A 26,319-nucleotide genomic window follows, 5' to 3' on the forward strand; every position below is an offset into this window, starting at 1 on the left:
ATCACTGGCCGAACCGCTCGCGGATCTTCTGCAGCCCGTCCAGCGACAGCGGGGTGGGCGGCTCGGTGAAGTTGAACAGCTGCACGTGGACCTGGTTGTTGCGCACCGCGCTCAGGTCCTGCGCGCCCGGCATGGAGGTGATCGCCTGGGCCACCGCGGCGGGGCTGCCGTCGGTGTGCAGCAGCACCAGCACGTCAGGGTTGCGCCCGATCAGCTCCTCCCGGGTCACCTCGAAGGTGCGCTCGTCGACGTCGGCGAAGACGTTGCGCAGCCCGGCCGCCGCCAGCTGCGGCTGGGCCATGCTGCGGGAGCCGTAGGCGTAGGTGGTGCCGCCCCCACCGTCGGGTACAGCACCGCCGCGGTGCGCTGGGTGCTGGCGTCCACCGACGCGGTGAGGGTGCGCACTCGCTCCGCCAGCCCGGCGGCAGCAGCGGCCCCGCGGTCGGGCACGTCGAACACGTCGGCGTAGAAGGTCATCTGGCGGTAGACCTCGTCGAAGGAGGGGTTGCGCACCCCTTCGGCGCACATGGCCGGCTCCTCCAGCAGCGGGATGCCGGCGGCGGCCAGGGTGTCTCGGTTGAGGTTGTCAATCTCGCCGAGCACCAGGTCGGGCTCCTGGGCGATGACCACCTCCTTGGAGATCTGCAGGTGCCCGGCGGTGTCCGTCTTGTCGGTGAGCAGCGGGATCTTGTCCAGCTCGGCGCGGGTGGCCTCGTCGTAGTACTCCGCCGGGTAGGCGCCGGCCCGGGCGACCACCTTGTCCAGCAGTCCGAGGGCGTGCAGGTACGGAACCGCCGAGCTCTTCAGCATCACCACTCGCTCGGGGGGTGCGTCGAGCGTGACCTCGGCGCCGCAGTTGCGCACCGTCAGGGGGTAGCCCTCGACAGCGCTGGCGGACTCGCCGCCCACTCCGGCGCCGCACCCGGCGAGCAGCAGCAGCCCCGCCGAGAGGGCAGCCACCAGCGAACCTCGGGTGCGGGACGGGGACATGGCAGGGCTCCTCACGAGGCGGCGTGCAGGTTGCGGACGAGGTAGAGCAGGAACGGTGCGCCCACCAGGGCGGTGACGATGCCGATGGGCAGCTCCTGCGGCTGCAGCACCACGCGGGCGAACAGGTCGGCCCACACCAGGAAGATGGCGCCCATCAGCGCCGAGACCGGGATGGACCAGCTGTGCGCGGCGCCCACCACCCGCCGGGCCAGGTGGGGCACCACCAGCCCGACGAAGCCGATGCTGCCGGAGGCGGCCACGAGCACCCCGACGCACAGCGACACCAGCACCAGCAGCTGGGTGCGAAACGCCGTGGGCGAGAGCCCCAGGGTGCGGGCGGTCTCGTCGCCGATGGCCAGCGCGTCCAGCCGCGAGCCCCACAGGGTGAGCAGGCCCACGGCCAGCGCGGCCACGGCCAGCACCACCGCGAGCGTCGCCCCCCACTGCGCCAGCCCGAGCGAGCCCAGCAGCCAGAACAGCACCGACCGGGCTCCCTCGGCCGAGCCGGAGGCGAAGATCAGGAACGCCGTGGTGGCGTAGAGGACGTAGCCCACCGCGACGCCGGCGAGCAGCAGCCGCACCGAGGTGACCTGCCCCGACGTGCGGGCGACGAGGAAGACCAGCAGCGACGCGGCCAGGGCGCCCAGGAAGGCGCTGGTGGTGAGGGCGTGCTCACCGAAGCCGGCCCCGAAGCCGAACAGGATGGCGGCCGCGGCACCGCTGGAGGCCCCGGAGTTGATGCCCAGCAGGTACGGGTCGGCCAGCATGTTGCGCACCATGGCCTGCAGCGCGGCGCCGCACACCGCCAGCCCGGCGCCCACCGCCACCCCGAGGAGCACCCGCGGCAGGCGGACCCGCCAGACGATCGCCTCCTCGGTACCGCGCCAGGTCACCTCCCCCGGCAGCCCGAACACCTGGTGGCCCACGATCTTGAGCACGGTGAGCGGGGAGATGGAGACGGCGCCGATGCCCACCCCAGCCAGCACGCTGACCACCAGCAGACCGGCGAGGCCGGCGACCCACCACAGGTTCCGGGTGCGTCGCGCGTCCAGGCCGAGCGGGTCCGAGCCGAGCTGGCCGGCGTGGCGCTGCTCGGGGCCGAGCTGGGCCGGGTCGACCGGAGCCGGGCCGTGTGCGGCAGCCGCCAGTGGCATGAAGACCCCAGTTGCTTGGTATCAGTTGTTGCAAAGTCTATGCGATAAGCGACCCTGGTCTGTACCGGTCCGGGGTGGGGACGGCTGGGATCATGCCGGGACGGGAACACCGGCACGGTCGAGGAACAGGGGCAGCAGATGGCACACGAGGTCAGCACCAGCGCGGGCACGCTGCGGGGCACCCCCGAGCGCGGGTGCGTGCTCTTCCGGGGGGTCCCCTACGCCGCCGCCGAGCGGTTCGGCCGGCCCCAGCCGGTGCCCCCGTGGAGCGGAGTGCGGGAGCCCACCGGCGGCCCGGTGCCACCCCAGCTGCCCTCCAGCCTGGAGGTCGTCATCGGCTCTCCCGAGCCCCGGCCGCAGGCCGAGGACTGCCTGAACCTCACCGTGACGGTGCCCGACCGCGAGGGATCCGGTCGTCCGGTGCTGGTGTGGGTTCCCGGTGGTGGCTACGACGTGGGCGCCGGCACCTGGGACATGTACGACGGGGTGCGGCTGAGCACGGCCGCGGACGCCGTGGTGGTCTCGGTGACCTACCGGCTGGGTGCGCTGGGGTTCCTGCGCTCACCGGGGCTCAGCGAGGGCAACCTGGCGGTCTGGGACGTGGTGGCCGCGCTGCAGTGGGTGCAGGCCAACGCGGCCGCCTTCGGTGGGGACCCGGAGCGGGTGACGGTGGCGGGCCAGTCGGCCGGGGCGCACCTGATCGCCGTGCTGCTGGGCATGGCGGAGACCGAGGGCCTGTTCACGTCGGCCATCCTGCAGAGCCCACCGCTGGGGCTGGGGCTGGACCGGGCGGAGCACGCCGCAGAGACCGGGGCCCGCTTCCTCGAGGCACTGGCGACCGACCCCCGCACAGCCCCGGTGAGCGCGGTGCTCGACGCGCAGGAGCGGGTGATCAACGCCGCTGGCTCCGAGGGGCTGCTCTTCCTGCCCATCGCCGGCGCCGGCGGGGTGCCCGACGAGGAGCAGCTGCGGCGCCAGGTGCAGGCTCGCGCGGCCGGCCTGCGGGTGCTCACCGGGCTGGTCGCCGAGGAGCTGAACCAGCCGGCGTACGCGCAGCCGCTGCAGAGCTTCGTGGAGCTCCTCACCGGAGCCGGTGCGCAGGTGTACCGCTACCTCAGCCGCACCAGCGCACCCGCCTCCCCCTACGGCGCGGTGCACTGCAGCGAGCTGCCGTTCCTGGTGGGCACCGAGCGCGCGTGGGCCGGGGCGGCCATGCTCGCGGGGTGGTCCTGGGCAGACGTGCAGCGGGTGGGCGCGCCGTACCTAGCCGCCTGGGCGGCCTTCGTCCGCGGCGAGCAACCCGAGGTGGGTGGTGCGCCGTGGGCACCGCTGAGCGCGGAGGGCGACGGGGTGGCGGAGCTCTAGCCCGTCGGCCCGGGCACCATGACCACCCCCTAGCGCCATGGTGCCCGGCCGGCAGGGCTCGGCTGGCCGGGGTCACCGGAACGGGTTCTCCAGCGGCACAACACGTTGATCCTGCGGCAACGCTGCCGGGCTGTACGGCCCGACGAGCACAGACGATATGCGATGTCACAAACGCTGTACAGCCGAAATGGGGGTCGCGTGGGAAAGGTTTCTCAGAAATCGGATCAACCGACCGCGAACGGCCTCACCTTCCGTAGCAATGTGAGCTACAGACTGTTACTCAAAATGTGGCGGCGCCAATGTGTCGAGCAAATTAACAAGCGTCGCAATTGGTTTCGGATGAAAGTCGGGGACGGGCACGCACTCCAGGTAGCTGTCGAAGACGGCCCGGAAGGACCAGGCGGCGAGCGACCACGCCCGCGGCTGCCCGCGGAAGGGCGGCCCGGGCGTCCGCGCCTCCAGCTCCGCAGCCCCGGCTCCCTCCCACGGCCGCTCACGGGCCGGAACCCGGGCGGGATCAGCGGCGCGCACGGCGAACTGGTAGCGCAGGCTGAGTCCCTCGAGCACCGCGGCGCCGGCGGTGGCCAGCCCGGAGTAGCCACGGGCGGGGTCCGTCAGACGGAGCCCGGCGACCTCGGCCAGCTGCGCGTAGAAGTGGGCGAGGGTGGAGGTGAGCGTCCACTCGGCCTGCTCCAGCGCCGCACTGACGCTGTGCCGGGTGTGGGGGTCGGGAATGGAGCGGACCGTGGCGGTGAGCACGGTGTACATCCGCCACGACTCGTCGGTGCGCATGAACTCGAAGTTGGTCTCGGTGCCCACGCGCAGGGCCTCGTGGGCGACCGACAGTCGTTCGGCAGCCGAGCGGTTGGCCGAGATGAGGTCGTAGTTCTCCAGCAGCACCTGCCCGGTAGCGCGCAGCGTCTGTCGGTCGAGGGAGCCCGAGCGGAACCAGTCCGGCGTCGCCAGGTGGATGAGCAGGTCGTGCACGAAGTCCTTGCGGTAGGGCCAGATCCGGTACACCGACCCGCGGGGGACGTCAGCCCGGACGATGACCTCCTCCATGCCGAGCCCTTCCAGCCCGGCAGCGAGCAGCTGGTCCTCGGCGACCATGCGCCGGGCGGTGTCCATCATCGTCGCGCGCACGCTGTCCGGGTCCTGCCGGGGGCGACGGCGGCGTGGCGCCACCGCAGAGATGTGGGTCATGGCCCGACGGCGCTCCTCACGAGTTCAGCGACAGATCCGCGCCAGACGGCGGAGACGGTCCTCGCTGGTCAACCTAGGTGACCGAACCAGCCTCCGCCCCAGGGTTTCCGGTCGGTGGAACCGGGAAAGCGCCGGCAACCGCCGGCTCGAGCACCAGGAACAGCTGGGCTGGGGCAGCCTGGGAGAGCAGCACCAACATCGACACGAGGAGAACCGATGAGCACCACCGTGACGGAGAGCACCGAGCGGTCCCGCTACGAGATCTACGAGGGTGCGGACCTCGCCGGCTTCGTCGCGTACCGCCGGAGTGGCAACACCCTCGACCTCCTGCACACCGAGACGGAGAGCGGGTTCGAGGGCAAGGGCGTGGCCAAGCGGCTGGTGACCGAGACGCTCGACGACGCGCGCCGCCGCGGGCTCACCGTGCTGCCGTCATGCAGCTACGTGCGCAAGGTCGTCGCCGAGCACCGGGAGGACTACCTCGACCTCGTCCCGCCGGAGCAGCGGGCACGCTTCGACCTGGCGTGAGGCAGGGGCCAGGCCGCTGTGTTCAGGTCCCTGGGCTGATCAGGTCACTGGGGCAGCCCGCCACGCCGGGTCGCGGCCGGTGAGGCCGATGAGCTGGTCGAGCAGCGGGGCGGAGCTCGGCACCGACACCGGCGGGCCGAACAGGCCGGGGATGCCCTCGGGGTGCTCCGCGACCGCGGACGCGACGAAGTGCAGGGCGGCCGCAGTCAGCTGCGGGTCGCTGTGGAACGGCTGGCTGCTGGCCACGGCCACGTCCCACCCGTGCACCAGCACCTCGTTGGCCGCGACCGCAGCGGCGACGTCCCCGGGCATCTGCTGCCCACCGGCCTCGGTCACCCCGGCCAGCGCCTCGTCGTCGGACCAGGCGTGCGCCAGCGCAGCCAGTCGTTGCGGGATGCGCACCCGCCAGTCGGGGCCCAGCTCGGCCTGGCTCGCGCCCGGAGCGAGGGGCGACTTGGTGGCGGCGGCGGTGAAGGCGAGCGCCAGGCCGTCGACGTGCTGCAGCAGCGCGGCGAGGGAGGTGTCCGCGCAAGGGGTCTGGGCGCTCAGCTGCTCGTCGCGCACACCGCGGACGAGGTCGGCGAGGGCGGTGGTGGCAGGGGCGAGGTCGAACACGGTGAGTCCTCTCGTCGATGGGTCCTGCCCCTAGGACGGCGCCCACCGGCGCAGCTCATCGGCGCAAAGTCATCGGCGCAGACTCACCGGCGCAGACCCCTCGGAGCAACCGGCCCTGGGAGGTGCTGCGCTGGGCGCTCACCTCGAGGGCGGCCCCTGCCACGCACCCCGGGCCAGCTCGTACGCCGCGCCCGCGCGCAGCACCGTCGCGTCGTCGAAGTGGCGGCCCACGAACATGGCGCCCACCGGCAGGCCGTCGGCCAGTCCGCACGGCACGCTGATCGCCGGGTTGCCGGTCACGTCGAACGGCGCGGTGTTGTGCAGGTTGCCCAGCGCCGCGGCGACCGTCTCCCCCACCGACGCGTCCACCGGCGGCACCGCCTGTGCCGTCATCGCGGTGGTCGGCAGCAGCAGCACGTCCACGTCCTGCAGTGCCTCCTCGTAGCGGCGGGCCAGTGCGCGGCCGAGGTTCTGCGCCTTGGCGTAGTAGTGGTGCCCGTGGCGCTCGGCGAGCCAGTCGCCGGTGAGCACCGTGACGGCGACGGTGGGCGGGTAGTCGGCGGCGCGGGCTCGGCGAGCAGCGCCGTAGGCGTCCACCAGCGCGGTCGGGTAGGCGCCGCGCCAGCCGGTGCCCACGGCGTCCCCGCGCACCATCTGGTCGGTGGCGCCCTGGGTGGCGATGGCGTTCCAGATGGCCAACCCGTGCCGGTGCATCGGCACCGACACCTCCTGCACGGTGGCCCCTGCCTCGCGCAGCGCCTCGGCCGCGGCCCGCACCGTGGCGTCCACCGCTGGGTCGGACACCCCGGGCCAGTCGAAGCCCTCCGCCAGCACACCCACCCGCAGCCCTGCCGCACCCAGCTCGAGCGCGGCCACGTAGTCCTGCAGCTGCACTCCCACCTGCCGGGGGTCCAGCCCGTCCGCGCCGGCGAGCACCGCCAGCGCACGGGCGCACGTGGCCACGTCCCGCGCCATCGGCCCGAGGTGGTCCAGCGTGGTCTCGATGGGGAACGCGCCCGTGTAGGGCACCAGGCCGTGGGTGGGCTTGTGCCCCACGCAGCCGCTCCACGAGGCGGGCATGCGCACCGAGCCGCCCTGGTCGCCGCCGAGGGCCAGGTCCACCTGGCCGGTGACCACCACCACCGCGCTGCCGTTGGAGGAGGAGCCGGCCATCCGCGTGGGGTCCCACGGGTTGACCGGCTGCGGGTCGGGATACCCGGTGATGCCACCACCGTCGAAGCAGTAGCCGGGCACCGCGGTCTTGCCGACCACCTCTGCCCCCGCGTCGAGCAGCCGGGTGACCACGGTGGCGTCCTCCCGCGGCACGTAGCCCTCCATCATCTGGCTGCCGTTGAGCAGCGGCACTCCGGCGACCGCGATGTTGTCCTTGACGCCGACTCGCATCCCCTGCAGCGGACCGCTCGGCGCCCCCGGCACCGAGCAGCGCCACGCCCATCCGCCGAAGGGGTTGTCCTCGACCGCAGGACGCCGGCCGAGGTCAGCGCGGGGCCACCGCACGGGCACGGTCTCCTCCACCAGCTCGTCCAGGCCCTGGTAGCCGGCCAGCCCGGCCCCCACCAGCTCCTGGTAGGCATCCACGTTGTCCTCGCTGACCGGCAGTCCGTGCACGGCGGCCAGGCGCAGGACGTCGGCACGGGACGGGGGCTGAACAGGCACGGCAACCTCCGCGGGCTCGAGCTGGCAGGTCGGCCTGGGACAGGCACGACCTGTGGCAGGGACTCTGTCAGGAACGGTCGAAGTCGGCCTTGCGAATGAGCCCGTGGATGCCGGTGGTGCGGTCCACGGCCTGGGAGACCACGAAGTCCGACGCCGCGCTGAGGTAGGCGTAGGCCACCGGGCCGGCCATGCCCAGGTCCTGGGTGAGGAACGCCAGCGCCTTGCGGACCGCGGTCTGCATCGCCGCGTCCAGGGTGGTCACCTGCGCGCCGCCCTCGGAGCCGTCCGGGTCGCTGAGGCCGATGGGGATCCAGTGCTCGCTGGTCTCGGCGAACGGGTAGTCGAACGCCACCGACGGCGCCCGGCCGCCGCGCTTGATCACGCTGAGCCGAAACGTCGCCCGCAGCGACCCCTCCATCGCGGTGAGGGCGACCTCGCCGTCGCCCTGGGCCATGTGCGGGTCGCCGGAGTAGAACATCGCACCCGGCACGCGCACGGGCAGGTAGAGCGTGCTGCCCACGCCCAGGGCGGCGATGTCCAGGTTGCCGCCGACGTCGGTGGGGGGCACCGAGTCCACCATCGTGGCGGTGTCGCGGGCGATGCCCATGATGCCCATGAACGGGTTCAGCGGATAGCTCACCGGGACCGCGCCGGGCAGGGTGCCCCGCTGCTGGCCACGCCGTTGCTCCACGGTGGCGAACACCGAGATGTTGCCGCCGGCGTTGAAGTACGGCGCGTTCGCGGGGTTGTCCCGGAAGCCCTCCGGGTACTCCCCGGGCAGCACCCCCTTGGCGTGGCGGTTGGAGATCACGCCATAGGGCACTCGCAGCGCCAGGTCGAGCGTCTCGATCTTGAGCACGTCGCCGCGCTCCGCGCCACGGACGGCGACGGGGCCGGTGACCACGTGCGGGCCCGGCCCGGTGTGCGCCTTGTTGCGGGCGATGTCCACCGCGTCGTCGAGCACCCGGTTGCGCGGCACTCCCTTGCTGCCGAAGTACGCCACCGGGTCCTTGCCCTGGTCCTCCAGCACCCCCTCGTGGGAGACGCCGTCGAGGGTGAGCACGTCGCCGGAGGAGATCACCGCGGCCGGGGTGCTGGTGCGGTTGGGCAGCTCTCCCCACAGCACGGTGCGCGGGGTGGAGCGCAGGTAGGTGCCGCGGACCTTGCCGACCCCGGGCTGCAGCACGGGGAAGTCGCGTCCGGCGGGGACGGGCCGACCCGGCGTGGCGCTCGCAGTACCCGCGAGCGCCGCCGGGGCCACCACCCCGGCTGCGGCCAGCGCGGTCGCGGCCCGGAACAGGGACCGGCGCCCGATCCCGCTGGCCAGGGTCTCCGCCTTCAGCTCACCGTCGTCGGTCATGCGTACCTGCTCTCGTCGTCGGGCGCCTGCGCACGAGGTGTGCCGAGCGCCGGTCCCCTGAGCACAGTGCCCCCGCGTTTCGCGCCGGTGACGTCGTCGCTTCGTGCTGGTAACGATCAGCTGAGGCACCCTGGACCCATGACGACGACGTGGACGGACTTTGCCGTGGCGAACACCGAGCTGGCCGCCACCGTGCGGCGGTGCTTCGGGGTGCGCAAGCACGCCACCATGGCCACGCTGCGCCGCGACGGTGCCCCCCGGATCAGCGGCACCGAGCTGGTGTGGGACGACGCCGGCCTCAGGGTGGGCATGATGCCGGGCACCCGACGGGCGGCGGACCTGCGGCGCGACCCCCGCGTGGCGGTCCACTCCCCCACGCACGACACCGACGAGGACAACCCGGGGTCGTGGCTGGGCGAGGCCAAGGTGTCCGGTCGGGCCAGGGACGTCACCGACAGCAGCAGTGCTGACCCGGTGGACTGGTTTGTGATCGATCCGGAGGAAGTGGTGCACACCTGCGTCGACCCGGCCGGCCAGCACCTGGTGGTGACCACCTGGCACCCGGTTCGCGGTGTGCAGCAGCACCGGCGGGGCTGACACCGTCCGCGGGGAGACGACGATGGTGCGACGCATGGCCGACCCGCAGTTCCGGGCGCAGCAGCAGCGCGACCGCTACGCACCGCACGTCCGGGCGGTGAACGAGCTGGTGGACGCCCTGCACGGCGCCGACGGGCGGGGCTGGCTGCCGCACGTGGCGCCCTGGCACGGTGGCGTGCACGCCCGGGTGCTGAGCGTGCTGCGCGATCCGGGCCCCAAGACGCAGGTCGAGGGCGGCTCCGGGTTCCTGTGCACCGAGAACGACGACGCCAGCGCGGAGCGGCAGGCCCGGCTGTTCGACCAGGTCGGTGTCTGCCCGCGCGAGCTGCTGCCCTGGAACGCCTACCCCTGGTACATCAACAAGGCCCCCACCCCGCGCCAGCTGCAGGCCGGCGTCGACCCCGTGCTGCGGCTGGTCCAGCTGCTGCCCGGCCTGCGGGTGGTGCTGCTGCAGGTTGCCACCTACCACCCGAGCAGGCAGGCGTTGTTCCACGCCGACCGCGCCGTCCGGGCGTTGCGCGAGCAGGACCGGGTGCAGGCCTACCAGCGGGTGGCCGAGCTGCTCACCTGATCAGCGGCTGGTGCGCTCGGCCACCTGGCGCCACTGCGCATCCGTGACCGGCTGCGGCTCGTGGTGCATCCAGCGGCGGCAGTCGGCGATCGAGCGACGCAGCAGGTCCACCAGCACGGCGTCGGCGTCGATCTTCTTGGCGCCGGCGATCCCCACCACGCAGGAGTGGATGATGGCTGGTGCACTGCGCCGGTCGAAGCGGTCCTGGCGTCCCCAGCCCAGGCTGCAGAAGCGCAGCGCCCAGTCCTGGGCGTCCGGGTAGGCGGCCATGGCGGCGGTCACCTCCGGCGAGAGGTAGTCCAGTGGGCGCCCCTCGATGGTGTCCAGCACCCGCTCGCAGTGCAGCAGGCCGACCACGGCCACGCACTGCCGCTCCGCGGAGACCAGCGGCAGGGCGGTGAGCGAGACCTCGCGGGCCAGCCAGGCGTCGATCCGCGGATCCGTGTCGTTGAGGCCGATGACGTCGGGAATCATCGTGGACAGCTGTTGCCGGGCCTCGTCGCGCACCTGGTCGTTCACGTCGCGGGCCAGCGCCGCGAGCAGGGGGTGGGTGCATCCCGGGTGGTCGGACCAGCGCTCGCCGGCCAGGAACGACGCCAGCTCCATGAAGCACGCGCCCTTGCTGGGCTTGCGATGCCTGCCCCGCGACAGGACGGGTACGTAGTCCGGCAAAGGGCTGTTGGGCATGCGACCAGCTCCCCGAAATCGTCATCGGCAACGACCCACCCCTGAGTGGCGGCTAACCCAGTCTGCGCCCCCAAGTCGCCGCGCACCACCATTGCGGCGGGTTCGGACAATTCCTTCGGACAAAGCGCCCAGAATGGTGAATTCCCTTTCCGTGCGGCCAAGGGAGTGCGTTGTTCGCAAAGTCGACAGCACCCACCTGGTGGGAAGAGCGCGCCGCGGTGGGGCCGGGAGACCTAGGCTCGGCCGCGCCCACCGCCCCTGCCACTCCTGGAGCCAGAGATGACCGATGCTGTTGCGGCAGAGGAGATTCGGTCGCTCGTTGCGCGCCTGGCGCACCTGGCTGACGGCGGGGACCTCGACGACTACCTCGCGCTGTTCACCGACGACGCCGTCTGGGACATGCCGGCGCACTCGCTGAGCCGGGCGCCCGCGGGCCGCAGGCAGGGCCGCGCGGAGATCGCTGAGGCCGCCCGCACGCGGCGGGCCGCGGGCACCGTCGGGCCGGGCAGCGCCACCCGGCACGTCACCGGCTGTGTGGACGTCCAGGTCGAGGACGCGGACAACGCACGCGCAGTGGCGATCTGGCAGTTCTACGCCCAGACCGCCACCCGGCCCACGCTGGTGTCCATGGGCCGCTACGACGACCGCTTCCGGCGCGAGGGCGGCCGCTGGCTGCTGGCCTCGCGGGAGATCACCGTCGGCTGAGCCGGCGGGCAGGTGCGTCCGCTATCCGGCCGTCACCCCGTCGGCGGCGGCCCGCATTGCGGCCACGTCCAGCTTGGTCATGCCGAGCATGGCCTGCATCGCCCGCTGGCCCCGTTCTGCGTCGGGATCGCCGAGCACCTCCTCCATGCCCTCCGGAACCACCTGCCAGGACAGGCCGTAGCGGTCCTTCAGCCACCCGCACTGGCTCTCCTCGCCGCCGGCGACGAGCGTGTCCCAGTAGTGGTCGACCTCGGCCTGGTCGGCGCAGGTGATCTGGAACGAGACCGCCTCGCTGAACGGGAACTGCGGTCCGCCGTTGATGCCGACGAACCGCTGGCCGTTGATCTCGAACTCCACCGTCATCACCTCGCCGGCAGGACCGGGTGAGTTCTCCGGGTACCGGCTGACGCTGACGATGCGCGAGTCGGGAAACACCGAGGTGTAGAACTCGGCCGCCTCCTCGGCCTGGGTGTCGAACCAGAGGTTGGGGATGATCGAGTGCTCCATGGCGGACCCTCCTCCACGGTGGAACGACGGGTCGTCGCTCCGGTGCTCCGGTAGACGGGTCGAGCGGACGGAAGTCATCGCGGAGTGGGCAGGCGCGGCCGGCTCAGAGCGGCTCGACCCTCGACTGCTGGTGGACGGCGAGCTGCCAGTCCCCGTTCTGGCGCGCGTAGGTGCTGTGGCCGGTCAGCGCACCTGTGGTGCGCACCACAAACGCGCAGTGGCGTGATCAATGCGGGGCGTCACAGAACGTAACGTCGGAGTAATGCCCGACTCTCCTTCTCGTCGGGCTCGTCCCGTTGGCCGCCTTGACTGAAGGAGCACCATCCATGCCCTCGTACCTCCGCCTCGCTGGCGTGGTGGCCGTCGCCGCCGCGCTCACCACCGCCTGCGCCAACTCCGAGGAGGCGTCCACGGAGACGGGCACGACGCCCCCCACCACGGTGTCCGCGCCGGCCAGCAGCTCGTCGGCGCCCGCCTCCTCCAGCGCTGCCACCTCCAGCGCTGCCACCTCGAGCGCGCCCACGTCGAGCGCTGCGGCCTCTGCCCACGGCGACAACGCCTTCTGCGACACCCTGGAGAAGCAGGACGCGAGCTTCCGGACGTTCGGCTCCCTGCAGCTCTACGCCCCGGTCACGGCCCGCAAGGAGGCGCAGGACGCGCGCAAGCAGATGGGCAGCGCGACTCCGCCCGCAGAGATCGCGCAGGACTGGACCACCTGGACGGGCTACCTCGACTTCGTCATCGCGCAGACCGAGACGTCCACCGCCGCCAGCTCTGCGGCCTTCGAGACGCTGAACACCGCGCAGAAGAAGGCGGAGCCCAGCGCGCAGAAGCTGCGCACCTACTACGGCGACACCTGCCAGTAGACACCGACGGTTGCGCTGAGCGCCCGCACCAGGGCTCTGGGGCGGGCGCTCAGCGCTGTTCGGACACTGCTCCGGCGCGGTGACGACCGGCCGTGGCCGGTGGCTGCTGCGGGCCGAGCACGGCGGCGATCTCGGCGATCTGCTTGGCGTTGAGCTGCGCCCGTTGGCCGCGCAGCCACTCGACGAGGTGGTCGCCGTGGACGTAGGTCATCCGGTCGCCGCCAGCGACCTCCTGCGGGAACTCGCCCCACAGCACGACCACGCCGGTGACCCAGGTGCGAAGGCCGCAGCGCTCGCGGAGCGGCTGGCTCAGGTAGAGGCCTTGTCCGCGGGACTGCGCCGCCGGAGGCGCACTGGAGTAGGCGGGTCGATCGGTGCCGGGGCGGGTGAGGGTGAGCTACGTCGCCGGAGGCGCTAATGGTGCCCTGCAGGTTCTTGGTGTCCAGCGCGAAGACGCCACCGGGACCGATGAGTGCGTGGTCGATGTTCGATCCGCCGCGGTCGAGGTCGTGCACCACGCGCCAGCCCTCCCCCATCAGCTGGGCGACGACCTTGGCGGTGCGCTCCTCGCCCCAGCTGCCCATCCGGTACTGCTCGATCCAGGCGGGCGGCGAGTTCCACATCATGAGGAAGGCGAACAGCGCGCCACCACTGAGCATGCCCGCGTAGTCGTGCCACCTGTGCTCGTGCGTTGCTGTTGCCGTGCCGAGGCAGATGGTGGCGACCACGAGTCCCGCGACGATGAACATCGTGCGGTTGCGGGCTCGCCACGCGCGGGCGTGCTCGCTGTAGAGATTCGCCGCCGACTTTCCTGCTTGGCGCGTGATCCGTCGACGCGCGAACATCCCTGCCATTCGGCCCCCGCTGATTCAGCCGAATTCTTTGGCGCACAACGTCTTGATGCGCCAAGGGGCGATGATGCCCGTGGCTACTTCTCGTTGTCTAGCGTGGCTATCGGTGGCATTTGGCGTTGTCCCACAATTGTCGGCACACGGTTCTATGATTCGAACATGCGTTCGAATGGTGCAGCGGAGGACCTCCCCGACGAGGTCGCCTCGCTGCTGGCTGAGCATGCCGCGGTGGTGGCGCGGTTGCAGCAGGTGCCACTGGCCGGGCTGTCCGATGCTGGGGTGTTGGCGGTGTGCCGTGAGGTGGAGCGGGTGCACCGGATGAAGCCGACGGTGGATCATCGGTTGATCGTGGAGATGGAGTGCCGTTCCTTGGCCACGGTGTTCCTGGCGCGGGGCACGGCTGGGTTGTTGTCGGAGCTGCTGCACCTGGACGTGCAGGAAGCGCGAGCCCGGGTACGTGCTGCGCAGCTTCGAGGTCCGCGGACCTCCTTCACTGGTGCGGATCTCGGTCCGCTGCAGCCCGCTACGGCAGCAGCCGAAGCCGCTGGGGCGATCTCGCCGCGCCACGCTGACATCGTCGCCAAGACGATGCACGACCTACCCGCATCCCTCGATGCCGAAACGACCGCCCTGGCCGAGGAGACGCTGGCTGGGCAGGCCTGCGCGCTGCGCCCGTCCGAATTAGCCAAGGCCGCGGAACGACTGGTGGCCTACCTCGACCCCGACGGGCGGGAGACCTCTGACGCCGATCGGGCCCGGCGGCGCGGGTTCACCATCGGTCGGCAGCGCCCGGACGGGATGAGCCGCATCAGCGGTGAGCTCGACCCGATGACCCGGGCCCTGGTGGACGCCGCCTTCTCCGCCGCTGCGCGGCCCGTCGCCGAGGACGGGGTGGCGGATCCGCGCAGTGCCGCCCAGCGCAACCACGACGCGCTGGCCACGCTGTGCCGCAACGCCCTCGCCTCCGGTGAGCTCCCAAACAACCGCGGGTTGCCGGCGACGGTGGTGGTGACCATGGGGCTGGCGGACCTGGAGCGCCGCGCCGGGACAGCGTCGACCGCCTCGGGCGGCACGGTGCCGGTGCGCGATGTGCTGCGCAGGGCGGCCGACGCGAAGTGGCTGCCCTGCGTGCTCGACTCCACCGGACAAGTGCTCCATCTCGGTCAGGGTCAGCGCTTGGCCTCACCGGCCCAACGGTTGGCGTTGTACGCCCGCGACCGCGGCTGCTCCCGACCCGGCTGTGAGATGCCCGCCCAGTGGACCCAAGTCCACCACCTGCACGAGTGGCAACACGGCGGACCCACCGACCTGCACAACCTCGCGCTCGTCTGCCCGTTCGACCACCGCCTCATCACCCACGAAGGCTTCACCGTCCGCATGGGCACCCACGGCCGCATCGAGTGGATCGCACCCAGACACGTTGACCCCGACCAGCAACCCAGGGTGAACCCGATCCACCACCCGCCCGACCTCAGCGATGCGAGCCCCCCGTGACGCACTACCGGCGCTTGCCGAAAGCCCGGGACACCAACCACCCCTCGAACATCCCTGCGACAAAGATCCCCGCGATGCGGGCAACCTTGAGCGCCTCGGGAGGGAGCATCGACAACGCGTTGAGCTCGCCACCAGACACCGGTGCCGCCGCAGCAACGGGGGCGCCCTGGGCCACAGCGGCCACCGGCGCGCCAGCGACAGGGGCGACAGCGCTGGCGTCCGAGCCGGCTGCGTCCCCCTGCAGCATCGCGGCCAGGTTGGTCGCGAACTGCGCCATGATCTTGTTGGACACCGCCACGATCGCACCCTTGCCGAACGCCACGATCTTTCCGCTGATCACCAGGTCGGTGTCCACCCGCAGCTGTGACCCACCCTCCACCGGATCCACCGCCAGCGCGATGTGCGCCTGCGCATCACCGTTGCCGTGTGAGTCCGCGCCCTTGCCCTCCATCGTCAGCCGCCGCGTCGCGTCGTCCACCGAGAGGAACCTGATCTTGCCGTTGTAGGCCGCGCTCACCGGCCCGACCTTCACCTTCACCCCGCCGACGTAGGCATCGCCGTCCTTGCCGGTGAGCGTCGCACCCGGCACGCACGAGGCGACCCGCTCCACGTCGTTGATCAGCGCGAACACCTGCTCGGGCGGGGCCGGGACGGTGATGACGTTCTCGAGCTTCACTGTGCACCCTCCTTGGCCGCGCCACCGCACCGCTGGGCGGCGCACGCGGAAATGCTGTCGATGATGGTCTGGTATCCGGTGCACCGGCAGTAGTTGGAGGACACCACCTCGCGCACCTGCTCCCGGGTCGGGCTGGGCTCCTCGGCGAGGAACCCCTCGGCCAGCATGAGGAAGCCGGGTGTGCAGAACCCGCACTGCAGCCCGTGGTTGTCGGCGAAGCACTGCTGCAGGTCGCTGAGCGTCCCGTCCGGCTCGGCCAGCGACTCCACCGTGCGCACCTCGCGCCCCTCGGCCTGCACGGCGAACATCAGGCAGGCGCGTGCCGGCTGGCCGTCCACCAGCACCGTGCACGCCCCGCACACCCCGTGCTCGCACCCGACGTGGGTGCCGGTGAGCCGCAGGTCGTGGCGCAGCGCGTCCACCAGCGTCCGCCGCGGCTCCACCACCAGCTCGTGCTCGACACCGTTGACGGTGAGCTCGATGAGCACCTTCTCGCTCATGCCGGGCTGTCCTCTCGTGCAGTCGCGGTCGCGGTGGCCAGCGCAGCCGCCACGACGTGCGGATGAATGGGCGTGTCGTTCAGCTCGACGCCGGTGTGGCGCAACCCGTCGTTCACCGCGTTGAGCACCGCGGCGGGCGCACCGATGGTGCCGCCCTCCCCCGCGCCCTTCGCGCCCGACTCGGTGAACAGGCACGGTGTCTCCAGGTGCGAGATGCCCACGTCGGGGATCTCGCACGCGGTGGGCACCCGGTAGTCGATGAAGCTGGCCACCAGCGGCTGCCCGTTGGCGTCGTAGGTGACCTCCTCGAACAGCGCACCGGCAATGCCCTGCGCGATGCCGCCGCGAGCCTGGCCGTCCACCACCTTCGGGTTGATGGCCACCCCGCAGTCCTCCACGCAGTAGTAGCGCAGGATCTCCACCTTGCCCGTGCCCGGGTGCAGCTCGACCACCGCACCGTGGGTGGCGTTGGAGAACGTGCCGTCGCCGTTGACGTCGAAGCTGGCCGTCGCCGCCAGCCCCGGCTCCACCCCCTTGGGCAGCAGCTGGGCCCGCAGGTGGGCGACCTCGGCGATGGCGCGGTAGTCCAGGCCCGTGCCCGGCTCGTCGACCAGCTCCACCCGGCCCTCGCCGAGGCGCACGTTGTCGATGTGGGTGTCCAGCAGGTGCGCGGCGATCTCCAGCAGCTTGTCGCCCAGCTTCACCGCGGCCAGCGACACCGCGCTGCCGCCGATGGTGATGGAGCGGCTGGCGAAGCTTCCGAAGCCGTAGGTGATCCGGTCGGTGTCACCCTGGACGATCTTCACCTGGTTGATGTCCAGGCCCAGCTTGTCCGCCACGATCTGCGCCATGGTGGTCTCGTGGCTCTGCCCGTGGCTCAACGTGCCGGTGGTCACCACCACCGTGCCCGAGGTGTCCATCTTGATCTCGGAGATGTCGAAGCCGGGCACCACGTCCATCTTGCGGGCGGCGAACGCGGCCGAGCCGTAGCCGGTGCGCTCGCTGAAGCAGGAGTAGCCGATCCCGACGTGGCGACCCTGCTGCGCCGCCTCCGCCTGGTACTCGTACCAGCCCTCGTCCTGCAGCACCTGCTCGCACAGGTTCAGCGACTCCAGGTAGGAGCCCGGGTCGTAGGTGATGTTGTTGATCCCCGTGTAGGGGAAGACCGTGATGAGGTTGCGCCGGCGCAGCTCCACCGCGTCCATGCCCAGCTCACGAGCTGCGCGCTCCATCAGCCGCTCGATCACCATCACGTACTGCGGCCGGCTCACCCCGCGGTAGGGCGCGGTGGGCGCCTTGTTCGAGGTGATGGCCCGCCCGCGCACTCGGTAGGCGGGCAGCTGGTACACCCCGGGCATCTCCGCCGACGCCATCAGCGGCTCGATGCCGGCGGTGAACGGGTAGCAGGAGTAGGCGCCCATGTCGCAAAGCACGTCGGCCTGCAGCGCCAGCAAGGTGCCGTCGGCGTCGAAGGCGGCCTTGGCGTCGTAGTGCTGCTCCCGGGCCAGGAACGACGCGGTGAGCGCGTCGCGGCGGTCCTCGATCCACTTCACCGGTCGCTTCAGCCGCAGCGCAGCCGCGGCCACCGCGATCTCCTCGCGGCCCACCACGCACTTGATGCCGAACCCGCCGCCCATGTCCGGCACGACCACCCGGATCTTGCGCTCGTCCAGGCCCAGGCTGCGAGCGGCCACGGTGCGCACCTGGTGCGGCACCTGGCTGCAGGTGTAGATGATCAGCTGCTCGTCGCGGGCGTCCCAGTACGCCAGCGCGCCGCGGGTCTCGATGGGCAGCGCGTTCTGCCGCCCGGTCGAGCACTGCACGTCCACCACCACCGCGGCCTCGGCGAAGGCCTGGTCCACGCCCTCGGTGTCGAACATCGACACGTCCAGGAAGGTGTTGGCGGGCACCTCGTCGTGCACCAACGGGGCGCCCTCGGCGAGCGCGCCCGGGATGGAGGTGATGGCCGCGCCCACCTCGTACTCCACCTCCACCAGCTCCAGCGCGTCCTCCACCAGGTAGGCGTCGTCGGCGACCGCGATGGCCAGCGGCTCGCCGACGTAGCGCACCCGGTCCTGGGCCAGCACCGGCATCTCGGTGGGCCGGAACTCAGTCAGCGGGCGGTCCAGCCCGGCGATGATCCCGGTGAGACCGAGGTCGCGGGCGGCAAACACGCCGCGCACGCCCCGCATGGCCCGGGCGGCGTCCAGGGACAGCGCGGTGACGCTGCCCGCGGCCACCGTGGAGCGGACGAACTGGGCGTGCAGCATGCCCGGCAGGGTGATGTCGTCCAGAAAACGGCCGGAGCCGGTGAGCAGGCGCGGGTCCTCGCGGCGCTGCACCGACCTGCCGACCCAGGACCCTCCGCGCAGCGTGCGCTCACTCGCGGTGGCGGTCACTGCAGAACCTCCTGTCGTGCGGTCTGGCGCAGCGCCGCCTCGGGCAGCGCGCTGGCCAGCAGGGTGCGGACCAGGCCGCGGACGTACTCCGCGCCCCCGGCGGCGACGTCGTCGTCGAGCTCCACCGACGCGGCGGCGGCCTCGGCGCACGCAGTGACCAGCGCGCTGTCGAAGCGGCCGGCGTCGGTGAGCACGGCCTCGGCGGCAGGCACCCGCACGGGCACCGGGCCCACCCCGCTCAGTGCCACGCGGCCGCCGCGCACCTGCTCGCCGTCGAGGTCGAGATCCACCGCCACCGCGACCACGGCGAAGTCACCCTGCCGCTGGGCGTGCTCGGCCAGCGCGGCGTGCGGCGCGGGTCGAGGAAAGCAGATTTCCACGATCATCTCGTCCGGCTCCAGCGCCGTGGCGTAGAAGCCGAAGAAGAACTCCGACGCGGCCACGGTGCGCCGGCCGCGCACCGACTCCACCACGATCTGGGCGTCCAGCAGCACCGCCAGCAGGCACCACTCGGCGGTGGCGTCGGCGTGGGCGATGCTGCCGCCGACCGTGCCGCGGGTACGGATGGGCAGGTGCCCGATCCAGCGCATGGCGTCGGCGATCACCGCGTAGTCCGCAGTGAGGCCCGCCCGGCCCATCTCCACCTGCCGGTGCGTGGTCAGCGCTCCGACGTGCAGCCCTGCGGCGTCCCGGGTGAGGTAGCTCAGCTCGTGCAGGCCGGTCACGTCGACGAGGTGCGCCGGCCGGGCGAGGCGGAAGCTCATCATGGCGACCAGGCTCTGGCCCCCGGCGATCAGCTTGGCGTCCTCGCCCAGCTCGGCGAGCGTGGCGACGGCGGAGGCAACCGAGTGAGCGCGGTGGTAGTGGAACCGGGCGGGCTTCATCAGGGCTCCTTATCCGTTGCTCTTGACGACGACGAGTGGTGTCTCGATCTCGTCCATGCCGTCGAGCTCGCGGCCCTTGGTCTCCGGGGCGCCGACGATCATCCACAGCACCGCGACGAGCACCGCGATGCCGGAGATGGCGAAGGTCAGCGGGAGCCCGAACACCGGCCACAGCAGCGAGCCGAACAGCAGCGGGGCGAACCCGGTCGCCACCCGGCTCACCGAGGAGGCCCAGCCGAAGCCCGAGGCCCGGATCTCGGTGGGGTACAGCTCGGACACGTAGGCGTAGAGCACCGGGATGGTCAGCTGGATCAGGAAGCCGAACACGGCCAGCCAGATCAGGGCCACGTTGCCGACGTCGAGCATCATCGCGAACAGCACCAGCGCGACCGCCGCGATGGGACCGGACAGGCCGATCACCCACTTGCGCCCGTAGGCCTCGCAGAGCCAGGCCGAGGTGAGCACGCCGATGATGCCCACACCGGTCATCAGCGTGGTGCCGGCGAAGGCCGCCTGGTCGCCGTAGCCCTGCTCGCGCAGGATGGTCGGCATCCAGGTCAGCGCGGCGTAGTACAGCAGCATGATGGTGACGAACAGCAGCCAGGCGGTGGCCGTGATGCGCGGGCTGAAGCGCCAGATGTCGCGCAGCTGGGTGAACGCAGCCTTCACGCTCATCTTCTCGGCCGGCGGCTGCGGGGCGAACTCGTAGGGCTCGGGGGTGACGCCGGTGTTGGTGACCAGGGTGTCGATGACCTGACGGGCCTCAGCCTCGCGGCCGGCCTTGGCCAGGAACATCGGTGACTCCGGGACACCGCGACGCACCCAGAACAGCAGCAGCGCCGGCAGCACCATGAACATCAGCATCCAGCGCCAGCGCTCGTCGCCGTCGATGGGCACCAGTGCCGTGGCCACCAGGCCACACACCGTGCCGCCGATCGGCCACCACACGTCCATGGCGGCCAGCACCCGTCCGCGCAGCTTGCTCGGGGAGAACTCGCTGACGATGGCGTAGTCCACCGGGATGCAGCCACCCAGGCCGAACCCGGCGAGGAAGCGCAGCGCGATGAACACCTCGTAGCTCGGCGAGAACGCCCCGAGCACCGAGAACAGCGCGAAGATCAGCATGGTGATGCTGAAGGCCTTCTTGCGGCCCATCTTGTCGGCCACCGTGCCCCACACCACGGCTCCGACGGCCATGCCGATGAGGTTCGCCGTGGCCACCAGGCTGCGCTCCGGGGTGGACAGGTTCCAGAAGTCGCCCACCAGGGGGGTGAGGAAGCCGTTGAGCACGACGTCCCAGGCGTCGAACATGTACCCGAGGCCACCGATGATGAAGATGCGACCCTGCACGTTCCATCTCCAGGGCAGCCCCTGGACGATCTGTTCGCCGGTCTTCATGGTTCTACTTCCTGTCGAGTCAGAGGGTCGACAGTGCGGCGTTGCACTGGAGGGGGTGGTGCTTGGTCGCCGAAAGGGTTGGCCTACTTGGCGAACTGGTAGATGAAGCTCTCGTTGTCGGGGTCGTTGAGCGGGGTGCCGCTCCACAGCCACTCGTAGGAGACGATGGACTCGCCGTTGAAGTTCTTGAGCTTGGCGTCGCGCTCACGCTGCTCCGGGCCGTCCTCGAGGTGGTAGAGGTCCATGTTGGCCAGCGAGGCGTCCTGCACCATGCCGGCGTGCTTGGCCCGGCGGGCCACGTAGCGCACCAGGGCGTCGTCGATCCCCGAGCGGGTGACCCGGCCCAGCTCCTCGGCCAGCACCGCGGCGTCCTCCATGGCCTGCGAGGCACCCTGGGCCTGGTACGGCAGCATCGCGTGCGCCGCGTCGCCGAGCAGTGCCACCCGGCCGTCGATCCACACCGGGTCGCGGCGGCGGTAGTGCAGCGCCTGCAGCAGCACGTCGTCGTTGGCCTTGGACAGCATCGCCTGCACCCGGTCGTCCCAGTCGAGGTACTCGTTGGTGAGCTGCTGGGCGGTCGCGGTCACCGGTCCGCCGTCACGCACCTCGTCGGTGCAGGGCACCAGGGCCACCACGTTGAGGTACTCCCCGCCGCGCAGCAGGTAGTGCACCAGGTGGCGACCGGGGCCGTACCAGATGGTCGACTGGAAGCGATCGAAGAGGAAGCGGGTGGCCGGGTCCTTGAAGATCCGCTCACCGGGGATCAGCGCCCGGTAGGCCATCTCGCCGGAGAACACCAGGTTGTCGTCGAAGCCCGCGGCCTCGCGGACCCGCGAGCGCACACCATCGGCACCGATCACCACGTCGGCCTCGTGGCGGGAGCCGTCGGCCGTGAGCACCACCGGTCGCTCCGGTGTGGACCGGTCCAGGTCCACCACCCGGCTGTTGGTGTGCAGCTGCACCACCGGGCCCGGCTGCAGCGGGTCGCGGCAGGCGTCCAGGATGACGTTGTGCAGGTCGGCGCGGTGGTAGTGCCAGTACGGCGCCAGGTAGTTGTCCTTGACGAACTCCCCCAGCGACGTGAGGCCGATGATCGAGCCGTCCTCCCAGCGGCGGCGCACCTGGTCCAGTGGCTCGGTGCGGATGGCCTCGAGCTGGCGGCGCAGCCCCATGCCCATGAGGACCTTGCTGGCGTTGGGCGCGGTCTGGATGCCGGCACCGACCTCGCCGAGCTGCGGGGCCGCCTCCAGGACGGTGACGCGGAGGCCGAACCGGCGCAGCGCCAGGGCGGCGGTGAGTCCGCCCAGACCGCCACCGACGATCAGGACCTCGTAGGACTGGCTCGGGGCCATGGTGTGCTCCTGTCGCTGGAGGGGTCTAGTGCTCGACGAGGTGGCCGGCATCGACCACGGTGGTCCCGTCGATGCGGACGGTGTTGTTGCGCTGCGCAATGTCCAGGTGGGCATAGGAGTCGCGGTCGAGCACCGGGTGCGGCCCGGTGGACCAGAGGAAGTTCCCGGCGAAGGCGCGGGCGTCCATGCCCATGATCTCGTTCTTGCCGTACATCGCCGTGGCGAACCAGTCGCCGGTCTTCATCAGGCCCCAGCCCATGTGCGAGAGGTACCGCGCCCACTTGTCCTCGGAGTCCTCGAAGAAGGTGTTCAGCATGGTCGCCTCAGCGCCACCGGTGACCTCCACGATCTGGCCGTTGTTGACGTGCAGGGTGGTGCGCGAGCGCACGTACTCCTTGAACGGCAGCAGGATGTCGCCCTCGTCCAGCACGATGACGCCGTTGGAGATCTCCGGCCAGCAGAGCACCATCGTGGACGGCCAGTGGTCCCAGCGGCCCGGGTCGTCGGCGAAGCCCACCTGGAACTCCGGCTGGGCGTTGCGCAGCTCGACGGTGAGGTCGGTGCCCGCGGCGGAGCTGACGTGCATCACCTGCGACCGGTTGACCAGGTCGACGCCGGCCTGCACCCGCGCCTTGTCACCCTCCTGAGGCATGTTGCGGATGAGCACCTCAGGGGCGTCGCAGACGAAGATGATGCGGGTGCCCGCGGCGAGGATCTCCTGCTGCACGGGGGCGTGGATGAAGCCCTCGCTGGTCAGGTCCACCACCAGGTCGGCCGCCTTGAGCACGCCCTGGGCGACCTGGTCGGCGAGGACCGACACCAGGCCGGGGCCGGCGCCGGTGTGCGTGCTGGGCATGGGTGCGGGGCTGCCCCCGGAGGCGGTGACGACCAGCGCGTGCGCACCCAGGGTCTGGGCGGCGCCGAACGCGGCGGCCACGTAGTCGCCCCGGCTGCTGGGTTCGGTCAGGACGACGACGTGCTCGCCACGCTGCACCTTGCACAGCTCCAGCTGACGGGTGAACGCGCGGAGCAGGTCTGCGGACCTCAGGTCAAACATCGGTCTCCCTTTCCTTGTCGCCGAGGGGACGGCGGGGGGCCTGTCCGACGGAGCTGGTGCTCCACCGCCGGGAGGGCAGTGTCGGAAACTGGTTGTGCAATCGGTTGCTCAGGACGCTAACCCGTGGATATTCGAGTGTCGATCCCCTGCGGGCCGATTTGTGGGATTTCATGAAGCCGTAACACGAGACCGGCTCATCCGCTGCAGATCGGCCAGGTACGGCAGCTCCGCGCGGGCCTGCTCGATCGCGCCGGCCGGCACGTGGACCACCGCGGCGTCCGGGGTATCGCCCAGCTCCACCAGCCGGGTGCCGCGCGGATCCACCACGGTGGAGTGCCCGGCGAAGGCGACCCCCTGGCCGTTCTCCCCGCACAGCCCGGCGGCGGCGACGATGCAGCCGTTCTCCACCGCTCGCGACACGGTGAGCAGCTGCCAGATGTGCCGGCGAGCCCGGCCGAAGGCAGCGGGCACCGCGATGACGTCAGCGCCGGCCACGGCCAGCTCGCGGACGGTCTCCGGGAAGCCGGCCTCGTAGCAGATCACCACGCCGACCGTCCCGACCGCGGTGGGCACCAGCAGCCCGCTGGCGTCGCCCGCCTGGAAGACCGCTCGCTCGCCGCCCCACAGGTAGCGCTTGGCGCCCCGGTGCTCGCGGCCGTCGGCGGTCAGGACCAGCGAGCAGTTGTGCAGCCGGCCGGAGGTGTCCAGGCGCGGCACCGCGGTCACCACCGTGGTCTGGGTGCGCACCGCCAGCGCGGTGAGCCGGGCGGTGGTCAGCTCGGTGGTGGCCTCGGCGATGGCGGGGTAGTCCAGGGTCAGGTCGTAGCCGGTGACGGCGAGCTCGGGCAGCACCACCACGTCGGCGCCCTGCTCGCCGAGCTGGGCCACCACCGTGTCCAGGTGGTCCAGCGCCGCCTCCGCGGAGGTGCTGACGGCCGGGGTCTGCACCACCGCGACGCCGATGGCGCCGGTGCTGCTCACCGGAAGGACCCTGCGTCGGGTCCGCCGCCCTGGTGGACGCTGTGGGTGAGGTTGGAGTAGTAGGGCCCCGCCAGGCGCGCCAGCCACTTGCCGGTGGAGACGTCGGTGTAGCCGTGCTCGTCGATGGCGTCGTGGCGGGCGGTCACCGCCAGCACGGTGCCCAGCACGAGAGTGTCGGTGCCCAGCGGCACCGCCTGGGCCAGGCGGCACTCCAGCGAGATCAGCGACTCCTGCACCGAGGGCACGGCCACCTGCAGCGAGTCGATGGCGGTGACGCCGGCCAGGTCGAACTCGTCCACGTGTGGCTCCACCGTGGCGAAGCTGGCGGTGACCGCCGCGGCGTTGTCCACCGACGGGATGTTCACCACGAACTCGCCGGTCTCGCGGATGTTCACCAGGGTGTCCTTGTCCTGGCCGGGGAAGCCGATGCGCTCGCCGATGGACACCGCCAGGGTCGCCGGGTTGCGCGAGGCGACCGTGAAGAAGCTGAACGGCGCGAGGTTGCGCACCCCGGCACCGTCCACGGTGGAGACCCAGGCGATGGGGCGCGGCTGGACCGCGCAGGAGAGCAGCTTGTAGACGTCGGCGTCGCCGAGCTCGGTCAGGTCGAAGGTGCGGCTCGACGCCGTCCTCGCGGTCACGTTGTCCACTGGTCCTGCCTCCCGGGCGGCCACGCTGCGGGGTCGCCTGCTCGTGTGCAACTGCTCGTGCAATCGGTTGCACAGTAACCGGCGAACTGTTGCAGCAACACCCCCCGGCGACCGGTGAGCCGAGGTTTTACCCAGCTGTTACCCAGCCCCGGCCGACGGGGGGGTTCCGGCGCTACGGCTGCCCCAGGGACCGACGCAGCCCGGCGCGCGCGGTGTCCTCGGTGCTGCCGGGCTCGCGCCCTGGTCCGTACCCGTCGGCGGTGCCGTCGGTGACCTGGACCTCGGCCTCCCAGGGCACCCGGTACTCGCCCTTCACCAGGTCGGTCATGAAGGTGTAAGGGCAGTCGCGGGCACCCCCGCGCACCGCGGTGAAGCCGCGGTGGCCCAGCTGGTAGATGTTGTTCTCCACGCCCCAGGTGCGGCGAGCGGCGTCAGCCCGGGACGGCTCGATGGACACGGTGAGCACCCGTCCGGGGGTGGCGTCGCCCTTGGCCAGCACGGTGCCCTCGAAGTCGCAGACCATCGACTCCCCCATCGAGCCGATGCTGTTGCCGTCGTCGCCGGCCAGCGCCACCGAGGCGGTGAAGGCGAGGTTGTGGAAGGCGTTGGCCTCGTTGGTGATGCGCCAGGACTGCTGCAGCGGAAACTTGTAGCCGGCGGTGCGCAGCAGCACGTTGGCGCCGCGGTAGGCGGCCTCGCGCGCCACCTCGGGGAACATCCCGTCGTGGCAGATCAACAGGGCCAGCCGGGAACCGCCCGGCCCGTCGCACACCGCGATCCCCCCGTCGCCGGGCTCCCACGGCTCCTTGGGCACCCACGGATGCAGCTTGCGCTGGTACAGCACGATCTCGCCGGAGGCGTCCACGATGATTCCCGAGTTGAACGGAGCGCCCTGTGGGTTGCGCTCCATGATGCTGAAGCAGCCCCACGTCCCGGTCTGCGCGCACACCGCACGCAGCCGCTCCACCTCCGGGCCGTCCAGGTCGAGCATCAGCTCGTCCCGCGCCCAGGCACCCTTGCGGAGCCCGTGCAGGCCGTACTCGGGAAAGACCAGCAGCTGCACGGTGGGAAACGCGGTGGCGATCTCGGTGACCGTGGCGCACACGCTGTCCACCACCGCGGCAACATCCTCCGTGGTGCTCACCAGCGGGACCTGCTGCTGCACCAGCCCCAGGGTGAGCGCCCCCTCGGGCGGGTTGAGTCCACTGAGGCCAGTCATCGGCGGCTTCCTCTCGGCTGGTCGGACGCAATT

The 26,319-nt window shown here is 71.4% G+C and carries 27 protein-coding genes; 7 read left to right on the forward strand and 20 right to left on the reverse strand.

Annotation, left to right across the window (positions count from 1 at the left end):
- Window position 1 precedes the first annotated feature (1 nt).
- From ELX43_RS18210 to ELX43_RS08425, 3 genes are read right to left on the reverse strand one after another with little or no spacing between them, the layout of a single operon-like run.
- Entirely contained in the window at window positions 2–301 is a 300-nt protein-coding gene (locus ELX43_RS18210; protein WP_206518147.1) for a hypothetical protein, read from the reverse strand.
- Window positions 226–990 (reverse strand): ABC transporter substrate-binding protein, encoded by a 765-nt coding sequence (locus ELX43_RS18215; RefSeq protein ID WP_206518148.1) that lies wholly within the window; start codon window positions 988–990, stop codon window positions 226–228. Before ELX43_RS18215 ends, ELX43_RS18210 begins: the two co-directional genes overlap by 76 nt.
- A gap of 11 nt (window positions 991–1,001) precedes the next feature.
- Window positions 1,002–2,144, reverse strand: coding sequence for an iron ABC transporter permease (locus ELX43_RS08425; protein WP_127782984.1), 1,143 nt, complete (start codon window positions 2,142–2,144; stop codon window positions 1,002–1,004).
- A 138-nt stretch (window positions 2,145–2,282) separates the two neighbouring features.
- On the opposite strand from ELX43_RS08425, the gene ELX43_RS08430 reads away from it, so the two are divergent.
- Window positions 2,283–3,509 carry a carboxylesterase family protein gene (locus tag ELX43_RS08430; protein ID WP_127782985.1) on the forward strand — a complete coding sequence of 409 codons (1,227 nt, stop codon included), beginning with the start codon at window positions 2,283–2,285 and terminating at the stop codon, window positions 3,507–3,509.
- A 276-nt stretch (window positions 3,510–3,785) separates the two neighbouring features.
- Here ELX43_RS08430 and ELX43_RS08435 read toward each other — a convergent pair whose 3' ends face one another.
- Window positions 3,786–4,712, reverse strand: coding sequence for a hypothetical protein (locus ELX43_RS08435; RefSeq protein ID WP_127782986.1), 927 nt, complete (start codon window positions 4,710–4,712; stop codon window positions 3,786–3,788).
- A 216-nt stretch (window positions 4,713–4,928) separates the two neighbouring features.
- On the opposite strand from ELX43_RS08435, the gene ELX43_RS08440 reads away from it, so the two are divergent.
- Window positions 4,929–5,240: a GNAT family N-acetyltransferase gene (locus ELX43_RS08440; protein ID WP_127782987.1), complete on the forward strand. Its 312-nt coding sequence runs from the start codon at window positions 4,929–4,931 to the stop codon at window positions 5,238–5,240.
- A gap of 39 nt (window positions 5,241–5,279) precedes the next feature.
- On the opposite strand, the gene ELX43_RS08445 is transcribed toward ELX43_RS08440, so the two are convergent.
- The 3 genes from ELX43_RS08445 to ELX43_RS08455 all read right to left on the reverse strand — a co-directional run bounded on the left by ELX43_RS08445 (window position 5,280) and on the right by ELX43_RS08455 (window position 8,892).
- The gene (locus ELX43_RS08445; RefSeq protein WP_127782988.1) at window positions 5,280–5,855 is read right to left on the reverse strand and encodes a TIGR03086 family metal-binding protein; all 576 of its coding nucleotides are present in this window, start codon (window positions 5,853–5,855) and stop codon (window positions 5,280–5,282) included.
- 138 nt (window positions 5,856–5,993) lie between these two features.
- Window positions 5,994–7,532, reverse strand: a complete 1,539-nt coding sequence (locus tag ELX43_RS08450; protein WP_127782989.1) for an amidase — start codon at window positions 7,530–7,532, stop codon at window positions 5,994–5,996.
- Between the two features lie 67 nt (window positions 7,533–7,599).
- Window positions 7,600–8,892, reverse strand: a complete 1,293-nt coding sequence (locus ELX43_RS08455) for an acetamidase/formamidase family protein (protein ID WP_127782990.1) — start codon at window positions 8,890–8,892, stop codon at window positions 7,600–7,602.
- Between the two features lie 138 nt (window positions 8,893–9,030).
- Between ELX43_RS08455 and ELX43_RS08460 the strand changes: the two genes are divergently transcribed.
- On the forward strand, window positions 9,031–9,489 hold the full coding sequence (locus tag ELX43_RS08460) for a pyridoxamine 5'-phosphate oxidase family protein (protein ID WP_127782991.1): 459 nt from the start codon (window positions 9,031–9,033) through the stop codon (window positions 9,487–9,489).
- 22 nt (window positions 9,490–9,511) lie between these two features.
- Window positions 9,512–10,060: a uracil-DNA glycosylase gene (locus ELX43_RS08465; RefSeq protein ID WP_127782992.1), complete on the forward strand. Its 549-nt coding sequence runs from the start codon at window positions 9,512–9,514 to the stop codon at window positions 10,058–10,060.
- Here the strand turns inward: ELX43_RS08465 and ELX43_RS08470 are convergent, their stop codons facing one another.
- A complete protein-coding gene (locus ELX43_RS08470; protein ID WP_127782993.1) occupies window positions 10,061–10,747 on the reverse strand; it encodes a hypothetical protein in 687 nt (228 codons plus the stop codon). It lies immediately after the preceding gene.
- Between the two features lie 279 nt (window positions 10,748–11,026).
- On the opposite strand from ELX43_RS08470, the gene ELX43_RS08475 reads away from it, so the two are divergent.
- The gene (locus tag ELX43_RS08475; protein ID WP_127782994.1) at window positions 11,027–11,452 is read left to right on the forward strand and encodes a nuclear transport factor 2 family protein; all 426 of its coding nucleotides are present in this window, start codon (window positions 11,027–11,029) and stop codon (window positions 11,450–11,452) included.
- Between the two features lie 21 nt (window positions 11,453–11,473).
- Here ELX43_RS08475 and ELX43_RS08480 read toward each other — a convergent pair whose 3' ends face one another.
- Window positions 11,474–11,959 (reverse strand): VOC family protein, encoded by a 486-nt coding sequence (locus ELX43_RS08480; RefSeq protein WP_127782995.1) that lies wholly within the window; start codon window positions 11,957–11,959, stop codon window positions 11,474–11,476.
- Window positions 11,960–12,285: 326 nt separating this feature from the next.
- Between ELX43_RS08480 and ELX43_RS08485 the strand changes: the two genes are divergently transcribed.
- On the forward strand, window positions 12,286–12,825 hold the full coding sequence (locus ELX43_RS08485; protein WP_127782996.1) for a hypothetical protein: 540 nt from the start codon (window positions 12,286–12,288) through the stop codon (window positions 12,823–12,825).
- 49 nt (window positions 12,826–12,874) lie between these two features.
- Here the strand turns inward: ELX43_RS08485 and ELX43_RS18005 are convergent, their stop codons facing one another.
- Window positions 12,875–13,087, reverse strand: coding sequence for a hypothetical protein (locus ELX43_RS18005; protein ID WP_241249834.1), 213 nt, complete (start codon window positions 13,085–13,087; stop codon window positions 12,875–12,877).
- Between the two features lie 748 nt (window positions 13,088–13,835).
- Here ELX43_RS18005 and ELX43_RS08495 point away from each other — a divergent pair.
- Window positions 13,836–15,170, forward strand: a complete 1,335-nt coding sequence (locus ELX43_RS08495; RefSeq protein WP_127782998.1) for an HNH endonuclease signature motif containing protein — start codon at window positions 13,836–13,838, stop codon at window positions 15,168–15,170.
- A gap of 4 nt (window positions 15,171–15,174) precedes the next feature.
- On the opposite strand, the gene ELX43_RS08500 is transcribed toward ELX43_RS08495, so the two are convergent.
- From ELX43_RS08500 to ELX43_RS08545, 10 genes are all read right to left on the reverse strand, one after another.
- On the reverse strand, window positions 15,175–15,846 hold the full coding sequence (locus tag ELX43_RS08500; RefSeq protein ID WP_127782999.1) for an SRPBCC family protein: 672 nt from the start codon (window positions 15,844–15,846) through the stop codon (window positions 15,175–15,177).
- Window positions 15,843–16,346, reverse strand: coding sequence for a (2Fe-2S)-binding protein (locus tag ELX43_RS08505; protein ID WP_127783000.1), 504 nt, complete (start codon window positions 16,344–16,346; stop codon window positions 15,843–15,845). Before ELX43_RS08505 ends, ELX43_RS08500 begins: the two co-directional genes overlap by 4 nt.
- A complete protein-coding gene (locus ELX43_RS08510) occupies window positions 16,343–18,745 on the reverse strand; it encodes a xanthine dehydrogenase family protein molybdopterin-binding subunit (RefSeq protein WP_127783001.1) in 2,403 nt (800 codons plus the stop codon). Before ELX43_RS08510 ends, ELX43_RS08505 begins: the two co-directional genes overlap by 4 nt.
- Entirely contained in the window at window positions 18,742–19,629 is an 888-nt protein-coding gene (locus tag ELX43_RS08515) for an FAD binding domain-containing protein (protein WP_127783002.1), read from the reverse strand. The genes ELX43_RS08510 and ELX43_RS08515 overlap by 4 nt, the downstream gene beginning before the upstream one ends.
- Before the next feature lie 9 nt (window positions 19,630–19,638).
- A complete protein-coding gene (locus tag ELX43_RS08520; RefSeq protein ID WP_127783003.1) occupies window positions 19,639–21,027 on the reverse strand; it encodes an MFS transporter in 1,389 nt (462 codons plus the stop codon).
- A gap of 83 nt (window positions 21,028–21,110) precedes the next feature.
- A complete protein-coding gene (locus tag ELX43_RS08525; RefSeq protein ID WP_127783004.1) occupies window positions 21,111–22,379 on the reverse strand; it encodes an FAD-dependent monooxygenase in 1,269 nt (422 codons plus the stop codon).
- A gap of 25 nt (window positions 22,380–22,404) precedes the next feature.
- Window positions 22,405–23,436, reverse strand: a complete 1,032-nt coding sequence (locus ELX43_RS08530) for a hypothetical protein (RefSeq protein ID WP_127783005.1) — start codon at window positions 23,434–23,436, stop codon at window positions 22,405–22,407.
- Window positions 23,437–23,604: 168 nt separating this feature from the next.
- Complete coding sequence (locus tag ELX43_RS08535; protein ID WP_164860619.1) at window positions 23,605–24,417, reverse strand: carbon-nitrogen hydrolase family protein; 813 nt, start codon at window positions 24,415–24,417, stop codon at window positions 23,605–23,607.
- Window positions 24,414–25,058, reverse strand: a complete 645-nt coding sequence (locus ELX43_RS08540) for a flavin reductase family protein (protein ID WP_164860620.1) — start codon at window positions 25,056–25,058, stop codon at window positions 24,414–24,416. Before ELX43_RS08540 ends, ELX43_RS08535 begins: the two co-directional genes overlap by 4 nt.
- Before the next feature lie 181 nt (window positions 25,059–25,239).
- The gene (locus tag ELX43_RS08545; protein ID WP_127783008.1) at window positions 25,240–26,286 is read right to left on the reverse strand and encodes a formamidase; all 1,047 of its coding nucleotides are present in this window, start codon (window positions 26,284–26,286) and stop codon (window positions 25,240–25,242) included.
- Window positions 26,287–26,319 lie beyond the last annotated feature (33 nt).

The organism is Rhodococcus sp. X156, assembly GCF_004006015.1.
Classification (GTDB): Bacteria; Actinomycetota; Actinomycetes; order Mycobacteriales; family Mycobacteriaceae; genus X156.